General features: G+C 60.5%; 13 protein-coding genes and 1 pseudogene. 12 read left to right on the top strand and 2 right to left on the bottom strand.

All coding sequences use genetic code 11. The features are described 5' to 3' along the window. Positions 1-105 precede the first annotated feature (105 nt). Genes QMX98_RS27285 through QMX98_RS27275 form a run of 3 tightly spaced genes read left to right on the top strand, consistent with a single transcriptional unit; the run spans position 106 to position 2,530 of the window. Positions 106-819, top strand: coding sequence for an ABC transporter permease subunit (locus QMX98_RS27285; RefSeq protein WP_077748790.1), 714 nt, complete (start codon positions 106-108; stop codon positions 817-819). 5 nt (positions 820-824) lie between these two features. Further along, positions 825-1,523: an ABC transporter permease subunit gene (locus QMX98_RS27280; RefSeq protein ID WP_010459072.1), complete on the top strand. Its 699-nt coding sequence runs from the start codon at positions 825-827 to the stop codon at positions 1,521-1,523. Further along, entirely contained in the window at positions 1,523-2,530 is a 1,008-nt protein-coding gene (locus tag QMX98_RS27275) for a DMT family transporter (RefSeq protein ID WP_282411655.1), read from the top strand. The genes QMX98_RS27280 and QMX98_RS27275 overlap by 1 nt, the downstream gene beginning before the upstream one ends. Here the strand turns inward: QMX98_RS27275 and QMX98_RS27270 are convergent. After that, positions 2,486-2,971: pseudogene (locus QMX98_RS27270) on the bottom strand (TetR family transcriptional regulator C-terminal domain-containing protein); the annotation flags it as partial. The gene QMX98_RS27275 and the pseudogene QMX98_RS27270 overlap by 45 nt on opposite strands. 173 nt (positions 2,972-3,144) lie before the next feature. Here QMX98_RS27270 and QMX98_RS27265 point away from each other — a divergent pair. Next, positions 3,145-4,161, top strand: a complete 1,017-nt coding sequence (locus QMX98_RS27265) for a succinylglutamate desuccinylase/aspartoacylase family protein (protein ID WP_010459077.1) — start codon at positions 3,145-3,147, stop codon at positions 4,159-4,161. A gap of 63 nt (positions 4,162-4,224) precedes the next feature. Here QMX98_RS27265 and QMX98_RS27260 read toward each other — a convergent pair whose 3' ends face one another. After that, entirely contained in the window at positions 4,225-4,374 is a 150-nt protein-coding gene (locus QMX98_RS27260; RefSeq protein WP_162179681.1) for a hypothetical protein, read from the bottom strand. A gap of 165 nt (positions 4,375-4,539) precedes the next feature. On the opposite strand from QMX98_RS27260, the gene QMX98_RS27255 reads away from it, so the two are divergent. From QMX98_RS27255 to QMX98_RS27220, 8 genes are all read left to right on the top strand, one after another. Continuing rightward, a complete protein-coding gene (locus QMX98_RS27255) occupies positions 4,540-4,920 on the top strand; it encodes a RidA family protein (protein ID WP_010459079.1) in 381 nt (126 codons plus the stop codon). A 237-nt stretch (positions 4,921-5,157) separates the two neighbouring features. Beyond that, the gene (locus QMX98_RS27250) at positions 5,158-5,784 is read left to right on the top strand and encodes a hypothetical protein (RefSeq protein ID WP_077748794.1); all 627 of its coding nucleotides are present in this window, start codon (positions 5,158-5,160) and stop codon (positions 5,782-5,784) included. Then, a complete protein-coding gene (locus QMX98_RS27245) occupies positions 5,784-6,215 on the top strand; it encodes a phage holin family protein (RefSeq protein WP_083377121.1) in 432 nt (143 codons plus the stop codon). The genes QMX98_RS27250 and QMX98_RS27245 overlap by 1 nt, the downstream gene beginning before the upstream one ends. Then, entirely contained in the window at positions 6,212-7,036 is an 825-nt protein-coding gene (locus tag QMX98_RS27240) for a DUF3618 domain-containing protein (protein ID WP_077748796.1), read from the top strand. The genes QMX98_RS27245 and QMX98_RS27240 overlap by 4 nt, the downstream gene beginning before the upstream one ends. Before the next feature lie 328 nt (positions 7,037-7,364). After that, entirely contained in the window at positions 7,365-8,249 is an 885-nt protein-coding gene (locus QMX98_RS27235; protein ID WP_282411654.1) for a manganese catalase family protein, read from the top strand. 66 nt (positions 8,250-8,315) lie between these two features. Continuing rightward, positions 8,316-8,486 (top strand): hypothetical protein, encoded by a 171-nt coding sequence (locus tag QMX98_RS27230; RefSeq protein WP_282411653.1) that lies wholly within the window; start codon positions 8,316-8,318, stop codon positions 8,484-8,486. After that, on the top strand, positions 8,486-9,415 hold the full coding sequence (locus tag QMX98_RS27225) for a ZIP family metal transporter (RefSeq protein WP_102593353.1): 930 nt from the start codon (positions 8,486-8,488) through the stop codon (positions 9,413-9,415). Before QMX98_RS27230 ends, QMX98_RS27225 begins: the two co-directional genes overlap by 1 nt. Positions 9,416-9,448: 33 nt before the next feature. Beyond that, positions 9,449-10,600 (top strand): carboxylate-amine ligase, encoded by a 1,152-nt coding sequence (locus QMX98_RS27220; RefSeq protein WP_282411652.1) that lies wholly within the window; start codon positions 9,449-9,451, stop codon positions 10,598-10,600. Positions 10,601-10,759: the final 159 nt, after the last annotated feature.

Below are 10,759 nucleotides of genomic sequence, written 5' to 3'. Positions count from 1 at the left end.
AGGCTTGCCCGCGAAGGTGCCCTTGAAGCGGCCAAAAGCTTCGCGGGCAAGCCTCGCGCCTACAAGAGGGCGGTGGTGCATCCAGGCCGCCGATTGGAGACTGAAATGCCAGCCATGTTCGAATTGATCAACTTCAGCGAAACAGGATGGGGCAGTGCGCTGTTGAAGGGTCTTTGGATGACCCTGCAAATCTCGGCCGGAGCTTTTGTGGTCGGGCTGTTCATCGGTCTGGTGGTGGCCTGCCTGAAGCTCGGTGCGCCAAAGCCGATTGCGGCGCTGATGCGTGGTTACACGACCTTGTTCCGGGCGATTCCGGAGTTGCTGTTGATCCTGCTGCTGTACTACGTCGGCTCAATGCTCCTCAATTCGCTGATGACGCAGATGGGCTACGGCGTCGTCAATGTCAGCGGTCCGCTGGCCGCCATCGTGGTGCTGGGGCTGGTGCAGGGCGCCTACGCCTCGGAGATTTTCCGCGCGGCGATCCAGGCGATCCCCTTCGGCCAGATTGAAGCGGCGAAGGCCTTCGGGCTGAGCGGTTTCGGTCTGTTCCGACGCGTCACGCTGCCGATCATGGCGCCGTATGCGATGGCCGGCATGGCTAACCTGTGGATCAACCTGATCAAGGACAGCGCCTTGATCAGTGTGGTCGGCACCAACGAGTTGTTGTACACCGCCAAGCAAGGGGCGGGTTCGACGCGTCATTACTTGTTGTTCTACCTCACGGCCGCGGCGTTGTATTACGCGGTGACGTTGGTGTCCAACTACCTGTCTGGACGGCTCGAGCGGCGTATTCGTCGCTGGATGCCTTTGGCTGAGTGAATGAAATGATTCCAGCGTGGATAGTTGAATACGCGGCGCTGTTAGGCCGGGGACTGCAAACGACCATCACCATCCTGTTAATTTCCAGTGTGCTCGGTTTTGCGCTGGCAGTGCTGGTGGCGCTGGCGCGGATCTCGAAAAACAAGGGGATCGCCAAGGCCAGCCAGTTCTACACCAGCGTGTTGCGCGGTACGCCGTTGCTGATCCAGATCTACATCTTCTACTACGGACTCGGCAGCGTGTTTGCGCAGTTCCCGCTGATACGCGGCAGTTTTCTCTGGCCGTATTTGCGCGACGGTTACTGGTACATCGTGTTCGCCCTGGTGTTGTCGGTGGGCGCGTATGTCGGCGAAGTGATTCGCGGCGGGCTGCTGGCGGTGCCAAAAGGCGAGATGGAAGCGGCCTCGGCGTTTGGCATGACGCCGCGCCAATCGCTGCTGCGGGTGCGATTGCCTCGGGCGCTGCGGTTGCTGTTGCCGACACTGGCCGGGGAAACCGTGATGTTGCTGAAATCCACGGCGCTGGCCTCAACGATTGCGATTGTCGATCTGCTGGGTGCCGCGAACGTGGTGCGGGCGCAGACCTTGCAGGTTTATGAACCGTTGTTGCTGGTGGCCGGGGTCTACGTCTGCCTGACGTTCCTGATCGAGGCGCTGTTTGCCTTTGCCGAACGGCGCGGGACGCCTGTGCGCAGGTCGGTGTAATGAGCACCTCGCAGGTCGTCGACCGTTCGCTGCAGGGCATCGGCCTGTGCACCTTGGGGTACATGTTTCTGACGTTGCAGGACGCGGTCATCAAGTGGCTGGTGACCGATTATTCGGTGGTCACCATCCTGTTCTGGCGCAGCCTGGTGGTGGTCGTCGCGTGCCTGTTGGCCGGGCGCCTGCGCCTGGTCCAGCGGGCCTGGCGTTCGCCGAGCCGGCGCTTGCTGGTGGTGCGCGGTTTGTTGTCGATCGTGGCCTGGCTGCTGTATTACACGGCCGCCCGGGACCTGTCGCTGGCGGAAATGACCACCCTGTATTTTTCCGCGCCGATCATGGTCACGGTGCTGGCGGCGGTGATTCTCAAGGAACGGGCCAGCGGCTGGCAGTGGTTTTCCCTGATCCTGGGGTTTGTCGGGGTGATCATCGCTTGTCGTCCAAGCAACATCGCCGATCCGTGGCCCATCGTGCTGACGCTGCTGGCGGCGATGTGCTGGGCGTTCACCTACATCCAGTTGCGTCAGGTGGATGACCAGACGTCAGTGCTGGAGCAGATGCTGATTACCAACGTGGTGTTCGTGCTGTGCATGACCGTCGCGCTGCCCTGGACGTTCACCCCGGCACCGACGCCGGCGTGGCTGGGCATGCTGGTTGCCGGTCTGGTGGGTGGTATCGGTCAGTTCCTGCTGTTTGCCAGTTTTCAACGGGCCACTGCCACCTTGCTCGCGCCGTTCGAGTACACCGGGTTGATCTGGGCGTTCCTGCTGTCGAGTCTGATCTGGGGCACATTGATGGATGTGTCGCTGATGATCGGTGCCGGCCTGATCGCGGTCAGCGGCACCCTGGCGATGATCTTCGGGCGCCACCCCTCACAGGATGTCGTCGGTGCTGAATGCTCCGTGACGCAGCCCCTTTATCCAGCAGCGACAGATGTGGAGCCCGTTGGCGGGGCTGAAGGTTTCGGGGTTGAGGCACCACTCGATCCAGAGTCCGTCGAGCATCGCCGATAAACCGATGGCGGCCAGGCGTGTGTCGTGGATCACGAAACCTTCGCTGGCGGCCATGTCATCGAGCAACTGGCGCAGCAGATCGAGGTAGGCGCGGTAGCTTTTTTCGTGGGACTGGCTGACGTGTTCGGAGTGCCGAATCAGGCTCCAGAACACCACCCAGACGCCAAGCAATTGCGGGTCCATGACCCTTGGCGAAAAAGAACCGACGAGAAACGCGTCCATTTTTTGCGCCGGGGTGGCGGCCTGCTGGATTTCCAGGCGCAGGGCGGTGGTCAGTTCGCTGGCGATCTTCTGGTACGTGTCGGCAATCAACGCATCGATGCTGCCGAAATGGTGATTGAGCAGGCCGACGGACACCCCGGCTTCGGTGGCAATACGGCGCACGGAAATGCCCGCGTGGCCGTCGCGGACCAGGCAACGCAACGTGGCGGCCACCAGCATCTCGCGACGCTCATCGGGCTCCGCGCGACGGTTTTTTGGAGAGGGGGTTGTCACACGGGAATCCTTGGGTGCAGTGCCAGGTTGGCGAGCTTAGTTGAACATGCGTTCAATCTCCAGTGTCGGCCGCAGTGATGCACCGGTTTTTAACGTTCATGACGGGGGAGGACAAGCAGATGGCGCAGGATATTTCGTTCAGTGTTCGCAACAACAACGGCGATCCGGTGCAGGTCGGCGCGTGGCGTTTCGGGGGCGACGGCAGCGGGCCGATGGTGCATTTGCAGGCGGGGGTGCACGCTGATGAAATCGCCGGGATGCTGGTGTTGCATCTGTTGATGCAACGGCTTCTAGTCGTCGAGGCCGAGGGCCGGCTCAAGGGCAGTGTGACGGTGGTGCCGCAGGCCAATCCCCTGGGTATCGGGCAGTTTCGCCAGGGGCGGATTCTCGGTCGCTTTCACGATGCGACCGGGCATAACTTCAACCGCGCGTTCGACCAGTCAGCCGCGATGGAGCAACCTTCGACCAACGTCCAGGAATGGCAGAAAAGCCTGGTGCAACTGGCGTCCACGGCGCAGGTGATGCTCGACCTGCACACCGATGACGAAGCCTTGCCCTACCTCTACGTGCACCGCAGTTTCTGGCCCCGTGCCCGCGAATTGGCGGCGGCGATGAAGATGGACGTGGCGATCATCTGGGATGACGGCGGCGACGGCTCCTTCGAAGAAACCATCATCGCACCGTGGCTGCGTGATGGCGTCACCGCGCAACGCATGGCCGCGACCCTGGAGCTGCGTGGGCAGGGCGATGTCAGCGATCGGTTGGCCGAGCAGGACGCCGCGGGACTGTACGCCTGGCTGTGCAGTTGCGGGGTCATCGACGAGGCGTTGTCACCCGGTGACTGGCCCGTCGAAGTGATGGAAATGGGCCAGATGGAAACCATCCTCGCGCCGCAACCCGGGGTGTTGATCTTTGAAAAGGAACTCGGTGACTTCGTCGAGGAAGGGCAGCGCTTTGCGCGGATTCTGCGACGGCCCGGTGATCCGTCTTCCGAAGTGGTGCTGGTGGCCGAGCAGGCGGGGCGGATGGTCACACGCTATCGGGACCGGCTCGTGTCGCAGGGCATGGTGGTGGCGAAATTCACCGGGAGCCGGATTTCGCGCAACTGGAGTGGCGGGTTGCTGGACCCGAACTAGGCGCAGAGCATTCGTTCAGCCTGTTGGCCACCTCCGCTGAAGATAAGCGGGGTGGCCTTCACGCTAGTTCCCATCCGCCACTTTGCGTTCTATCTCATCTATCTTTCGTTGGAGCGCCTCGGCTTCATCCTCTTCGGGATGCGTTTCTGAATCGAGCTCTTCGGCGTCCTTGTCTTTCCGATCCCGTTCGATGTCACTGTCATCGCTGTTCATCGCGTGTACCTCCGTTGACTTACACATTGGATGCAGCGGCGCAGAGGGAGTTCGAGATTTTTTTTGCCGTGGTTCAAGCGCACATGCAATCCCGGCTTCGGCCTGTAAACTGTCCGCGCTCAAGGCATCGACCGCCTCGTTATTCCTTCAAGAAAGAGATCCTCCATGGCAAACCAAGACATCACGTTCACCCCTGATCCCGACGCGGATTCCATCTCCTCCGACGTCGCCGGTTTCGGCGGCATGCTGGTCTCCACCCAAATCCCCACCCGCGCCGATGGCAGCCTGGAACTGGGCGATATCACCCTGCAGAGCGAGTGCACGCTGCAGGCGCTGAAGGTCGCGCTGGAGCGTGCCGGCAGTTCCATGGACCGGGTGCTGCACCTGACCATTTACCTCACCGACATGGCCGACCGCGCCGCGTTCAACGAGGTTTATAAACGCTTCTTCGCCAAACCGTGGCCGGTTCGTGCCGCCGTTGGTGTGGCCGCCTTGGCGGTCGAAGGCATGCGCGTGGAAGTCACCGCGATGGCCGCCAAAGCCTGACGGTGCGGGTCAGGTGTGATGAAAATCCACCTGACCCGGTTTCAAAAACAACGACCTTGCATGCCTCTTCGCGATACCCCTTATCCCTCTACGAATTTAGTTTCGCCTCCCACAGAAAAGCAGATCATCACTCCGTTGGAACTCCCCATTAGCCCCCTTCGTCATCTGCAGTGAGGGAGGCTGCAATCACTGCGAACTCCCGGAACGTTTGATTACAGACAGAAGGCGAGGGATGACATGAATACTTCAGACAGCACCACCGGGAGTCAGCCAGACAAGCCCGATTCCCCAGGGCCGGAGCCAGGCTTTGAGCACTTGAAGGAGGACGTGACGGAGGCACTTGAGGGTGCACGACAACAGGCGGACGCTCAGTTCGGGCAATACCGCGACACCGCCGCCGATCAGATCGAGGCTTTGGCCAAGGGCGCGAAATCGGTTGTCTCCGAACTCGAAAGCAAGGACACCCTCGGCATGTCCGACTACCTGGCCGACATGGCGGAATCCATGAGTGGCCTGGCCGGAAACTTGCGCGGCAAAAGTGCCGAACAGCTGCTGCATGACGGGGCCGAGCTGGCCCGCAGCAATCCAGGGCTGTTCATTGCCGGCAGCATCGCGCTGGGCTTCGGCCTGTCGCGATTCCTGAAGGCCGGCAGTTCCCCAGCGGCCACCTTCACCGATGCCAACAACCCGGCAGCCGGCCACTCGATGCCTCCGCCAGGCGGTTTTGGTGCGCAACGCCCCTATGAAACCTCAGTCGCGTCACGCACTGACAACACGCCGGCCTCCCCGAGCGAGCAAGACCACCCTTCGAACTTCGCGACGACCTCCACACCGGGTTCGACAAATGTCAATGGAGCACTGTGATGAACAGAGAAGATCCAGATTTTCCAGGCTCAAGACCGGTGCACGCGCCGGACCATGACGCTTCGGTCGTCGGTCTGTTACGTCAGTTATCCCGTGAAGTGCCCGCGCTGTTCACCAAGGAACTGGCGCTGGCCAAAGCCGAACTTCAAGCGAGTCTCACAACACTCAAAGCCGGCATCGCCGGGGTTGCGGGAGGGGCGATTGTCCTGTTGGCGGGGTTCATCATTCTGTTGATGTCCGCAGTCTATGGCCTCAGCACCGTGATGGCGCCGTGGCTGGCGGCGCTGATTGTCGGCGTGGTGGTGATGATCGTCGGGTTCGCCATGCTGCAGTCCGGGAAAAAACAATTCGAGCCGTCCCACTTCAAGCCTGATCGCACGCTGGATGCCTTGAACAAAGACCAGGAAGCGCTGCGGAGGAAAGTCTCATGAACAGTGAATTCGACATCGAAGCGGCAAAAAGCCCTGAAGCCATCGAGCGTGAAATCGATGCTCAGCGGGCGAGTATCGGCAACATCGTCGATGCGCTGGAAAGCAAGTTCACCCCTGGGCAGATGTTCGATCAGGCGCTGACGATGATGCAAAGCAACGGCACGACATTCCTGACTAACCTGGGCACCAGCGTTCGCAACAATCCGGTTCCCGCCGTCCTGACATCCGTCGGTTTGCTGTGGTTGATGATGAGTCAGAATCGCCCGCCGTCACCCCGTCCAGGCTATCGCGTGGGCCCGGATCAGAACAAAGTCGGCGAGTGGGCCGACGGTCTGGCTGATGGCATCGACAGTGCCCGTGACCATTTGCACCAGACGACTGACACGCTCAAGGACGGTTATCAGACCATCAAGGGCAAGGCCGCTCACATGGGCGACAACCTGGGTGCTGCTACCGATACCATCAGTCATGCCGTGCATGATGCCAGTGACCGATTGGTCCGCAGTTCGCAGGTGCTGGGGACTCAATTCAGTCAGTTGTTGAAGGAGCAACCCCTGATGGTCGCCGCCGCGGGCATCGCGTTAGGTGCCATGCTGGGTGCGGCATTGCCTTCGACAGCGACCGAGCAACGCTATATGGGCAAAACCAGCGCCGGCCTGGCCGATAAGGTAAAGCAACAGGCGAGGGAGGGGTTCGAGGCTGTGCGCGACACCGTGACCAAAACCACCGATCACTCGGACGTAGAAACGAAACCGCAAGGGGAATACCACGCGGCCTCCGATACGCCAGCCGATCTGTCACGAGGGTTGGGCACCTCATAATCCGGCGCTTCATAAAGGGCTGCAAAAAACAGCGGGAGGCCTGACACAGACCTCCCGTTTTTTTCCGTTTCTCAAGCGCCGTCGAACGATGAAAAACAGGTGTGACAGCGGTGGAGATCTGGCGACCGATAAAAGTTTGAATCGATTGATTGATCGCCGACGACTGGTGACAAAAGCATGCCAAAACCCACCGCCAATGCCGCCTGTCGCGAGTGGCCAATCTTTATAAAATTTTCTCAGGCGCGGCACCTTCAGATAACTGTGGGCGGCGCATTTGGTCATTTTCCGGATGGGTATCGACGCCCCTTCAGGCCTGAGGAGATTCGTCATGTTTCTACATAACAAACGACTTCAATACACCGTGCGTGTCGCCCAACCCAACCCGGGGTTGGCGAACCTTTTGCTCGAACAATTCGGCGGCGCCCAAGGCGAACTGGCGGCGGCGTCCCGCTACTTCACCCAGGCTTTGGCCGAGGATGATCCGGGAAGAAAGGATCTGCTGATGGACATTGCCACCGAAGAGCTCAGTCACCTGGAGATCGTCGGATCGATCATCGTGATGCTCAACAAGGGCGCCAAGGGTCAACTGGCAGAAGGGGTGGACGAAGAAGGCGAGCTGTACCGCGCGATCAATGGAGCGGGCAATGACTCGCACATTACCAGCCTGTTGTACGGCGCCGGGGCACCGCTGACCAATTCGGCCGGAGTGCCGTGGTCGGCCGCGTATGTCGACACCATCGGTGAGCCGACCGCTGACTTCCGCTCCAACATCGCCGCCGAGGCTCGCGCCAAAATCGTCTACGAGCGCTTGATGAACATCACGGATGATCCCGGGGTGAAAGAGGCGCTGGGGTTTCTGATGACCCGCGAGATCGCCCATCAACTCTCCTTTGAAAAAGCCCTGCACGCGATCCAGCCGAACTTTCCGCAGGGCAAGCTTCCCGGCATGCCGGAATTCACCAACGTCTATTTCAACTTGTCCCAGGGCGAAGGCAGCACTCGCGGGCCATGGAACCAGGGCGAGGACTGGAATTACGTGGACGATCCACAGCCGGCAGTCGATGGCGGGGACGGCACGGCAAGCGTACAGCTCAGCACCGAAGACGAGGAGCTGTTGCTGGCCATGAAAGTCCGCACGATGTCTGACCCTGAAAGCGATCCGATCACGGGTGCTGACTTGGGGGCGGGCCTCTACGGAAAACCCGATGCGTGACGAGGGTCACCGCACGCCACCCGGCGTGCGGTTTTTTGTGGTGCCGGAGAGTTGAGGTGAACCCCCATGAATTCCAATCCAGACGCTTTTTCCGCAGAGGCTACACAAGACTTTTACCGGCTGTTCAATACCACTGTAATGGCGTTCGAACGAGACGCTTTGCGGATATCAAAACAGATCCGGATGGCTGCGCCTGAAGCGACCCGTAAGCGCTCCAACGGAAAACAGGTGTCCTGATGTCGGACCATTCTTCGCCTGCAAGAGGCCCCTGGCGCGCGTGGTTTGCCCCAGGAAAAAGCGGCAGTTGGCTGAGCATTCTGTTCTGGTCAACCCTGGTGGGTGTCACCGCTCTGCTGCTGGTCAGCGGCTACAGTGCCTTGACCGGGGCGGATCGAGTCAACTTGCGGTATGCATTCCTGGGCGGCGTCTCGGGTTTTGGCGCGACCGCACTGGGCGCCGTTTTGGCTGTGGTCTTGCGTGACATTGCCGCACGGACTCAGGACATCATGCTGGGTTTCGCCGCGGGCATGATGCTCGCGGCCAGCTCGTTCTCACTCATTCTTCCTGGCATCGCGGCGGCGCAGGCCATTTGCGGTAATAAGCTGCTGGCGGCGTGTGTCGTGGTCCTTGGGTTGGGTTTGGGCGTGGCTCTGATGATCGGGCTGGATCGCTTTGTCCCACATGAGCATCAGAAGATTGGTCGCAAGGGCCCGCACGCACAGCGCATCAATCGAGTCTGGCTGTTCGTGTTGGCTATCACGCTACATAACTTGCCGGAAGGCATGGCCATCGGCGTCAGTTTTGCCAACGGGGACATGAAGGTGGGTCTGCCATTGACCACCGCGATTGCCATCCAGGACATCCCCGAAGGACTGGCCATTGCACTGGCGCTGCGAGTGACGGGTGTGTCGACGTTGCGGGCGGCGCTGATCGCGGTCGGCTCAGGGCTGATGGAGCCATTGGGCGCTGTCGTGGGACTGGGCATTTCCACCGGCTTCGCGCTGGGTTACCCGGTTGCCCTGGGCCTGGCGGCGGGCGCGATGATTTTCGTCGTCTCCCACGAGGTGATTCCCGAGACTCACCGCAATGGCCACGAAACCCCGGCGACGCTGGGCCTGATGCTAGGGTTCGGGCTCATGATGTTTCTCGATACGGCGTTAGGCTAGGCTTGATTCAAGGGCAAGGTGAGGGGTGAGGCGATGGACAGGCACCTGAAGTTTGGCATTGAAGAGGAATACTTCATTACGGACCTGGCCACCCGGCGTATGGCCGAGAATCCTCCCGACGTATCGATTGAAGCGTGTCAGGGGGTGCTCGGCGATTGTTTCGCCCATGAAATGTTCAAGGGGCAGATCGAAGTCGCGTCCCCCATCTTCACCAGCGTCGCGCAAGCAGCGCAGTACCTGTTTTCTGCGCGCTCAACGTTGCGGGGGACGCTCGAACGTCACGGTCTGGGACTGCTCAGTGCCGGCAGCCACCCGTTGAGCGATTGGCGTTTGCAGCACGCCACCGACCATCCTCATTTTGTTCAACTGTTTGAAGACTACCAGCACGTGGCAAGGCGCAGCGTGCTGTCAGGCCTGCACGTGCATGTTGAAGTGCCAGGGCACGTGGACCGTATTCAAGTGATGAACGAAGTCCTGCCGTGGTTGCCGCTGTTGTTGGCACTGAGCACATCGTCACCTTTTTGGGACGGCGCCGACAGCGGCTTCATGAGCTACCGTCAAACGGCGTGTGATGAATGGCCGCGGATGGGCATTCCTGAATTCTTCGAAGATCAACGCGCCTATGAAGCCTACGTCGCCATGCTGATCCGCACGGGCACGATCAAGCAGGCGGGCGATTGCTGGTGGGGCTTACGACCTGCCGCGAAATACCCAACGCTGGAGATGCGCATGACGGATGCCTGTCCGCGCCTGGATGACGTCTTGTGCATCGCCTCTTTGTTTCGCTTGCTGGTGGCCCATGCCATTGACCAACCTCGCCCGGGATTGAGCTATTCGCAAGTGTCGCAATGGATCCTCAAGGAAAATCGCTGGCGGGCGAAACGGTCCGGCATCCACGCAGCCTTCATCGTTGAAGGCTACGATCGACCATTCTCTGCGGCGCAATGGCTGTTCAGGGCGCAACAGATTCTTGGAGACACGGCGCAGAAGATGGGCGTGGAGGATGTGTTCGCCCAGGCCCGCCGGATTCTCCGGGACGGCACCAGTGCGGACCGGCAGCGGAGAGTGTATGCGCGAGCCTTGCGTGGGGGAGGGGATGTTGACGCCGCGTTGTCGCAAGTCGTGGATCAACTGCTGATGGAAACGTCGCAGGCGCCGTGCATCAGTGAAACGGCGCTCACCTAAGACCGAAGATAATCTCCAGCCGAACAAGCCCCCTGTGGCGAGTAATGCTGTTCACTTAAACGCAACGTCGTATCTGTGGCGAGGGAGCTTGCTCCCGTTGGACTGCGCAGCAGGCCCTTTTTGGGGGCGCTTCGCGACCCAGCGGGAGCAAGCTCCCTC

Origin of the sequence: Pseudomonas sp. PS02303, assembly GCF_029959925.1 — a bacterium.
Classification (GTDB): domain Bacteria; phylum Pseudomonadota; class Gammaproteobacteria; order Pseudomonadales; family Pseudomonadaceae; genus Aquipseudomonas; species Aquipseudomonas mandelii.
The sequence above is the reverse complement of the archived record's forward strand: the minus strand, read 5'-3'. Positions and strand labels throughout refer to the sequence as shown.

Coding starts and splice junctions, on each gene's coding strand:
- QMX98_RS27285 (WP_077748790.1), top strand. CDS start 106: ATGCCAGCCATGTTCGAATTGATCAACTTCAGCGAAACAGGATGGGGC.
- QMX98_RS27280 (WP_010459072.1), top strand. CDS start 825: ATGATTCCAGCGTGGATAGTTGAATACGCGGCGCTGTTAGGCCGGGGA.
- QMX98_RS27275 (WP_282411655.1), top strand. CDS start 1,523: ATGAGCACCTCGCAGGTCGTCGACCGTTCGCTGCAGGGCATCGGCCTG.
- QMX98_RS27265 (WP_010459077.1), top strand. CDS start 3,145: ATGGCGCAGGATATTTCGTTCAGTGTTCGCAACAACAACGGCGATCCG.
- QMX98_RS27260 (WP_162179681.1), bottom strand. CDS start 4,374: ATGAACAGCGATGACAGTGACATCGAACGGGATCGGAAAGACAAGGAC.
- QMX98_RS27255 (WP_010459079.1), top strand. CDS start 4,540: ATGGCAAACCAAGACATCACGTTCACCCCTGATCCCGACGCGGATTCC.
- QMX98_RS27250 (WP_077748794.1), top strand. CDS start 5,158: ATGAATACTTCAGACAGCACCACCGGGAGTCAGCCAGACAAGCCCGAT.
- QMX98_RS27245 (WP_083377121.1), top strand. CDS start 5,784: ATGAACAGAGAAGATCCAGATTTTCCAGGCTCAAGACCGGTGCACGCG.
- QMX98_RS27240 (WP_077748796.1), top strand. CDS start 6,212: ATGAACAGTGAATTCGACATCGAAGCGGCAAAAAGCCCTGAAGCCATC.
- QMX98_RS27235 (WP_282411654.1), top strand. CDS start 7,365: ATGTTTCTACATAACAAACGACTTCAATACACCGTGCGTGTCGCCCAA.
- QMX98_RS27230 (WP_282411653.1), top strand. CDS start 8,316: ATGAATTCCAATCCAGACGCTTTTTCCGCAGAGGCTACACAAGACTTT.
- QMX98_RS27225 (WP_102593353.1), top strand. CDS start 8,486: ATGTCGGACCATTCTTCGCCTGCAAGAGGCCCCTGGCGCGCGTGGTTT.
- QMX98_RS27220 (WP_282411652.1), top strand. CDS start 9,449: ATGGACAGGCACCTGAAGTTTGGCATTGAAGAGGAATACTTCATTACG.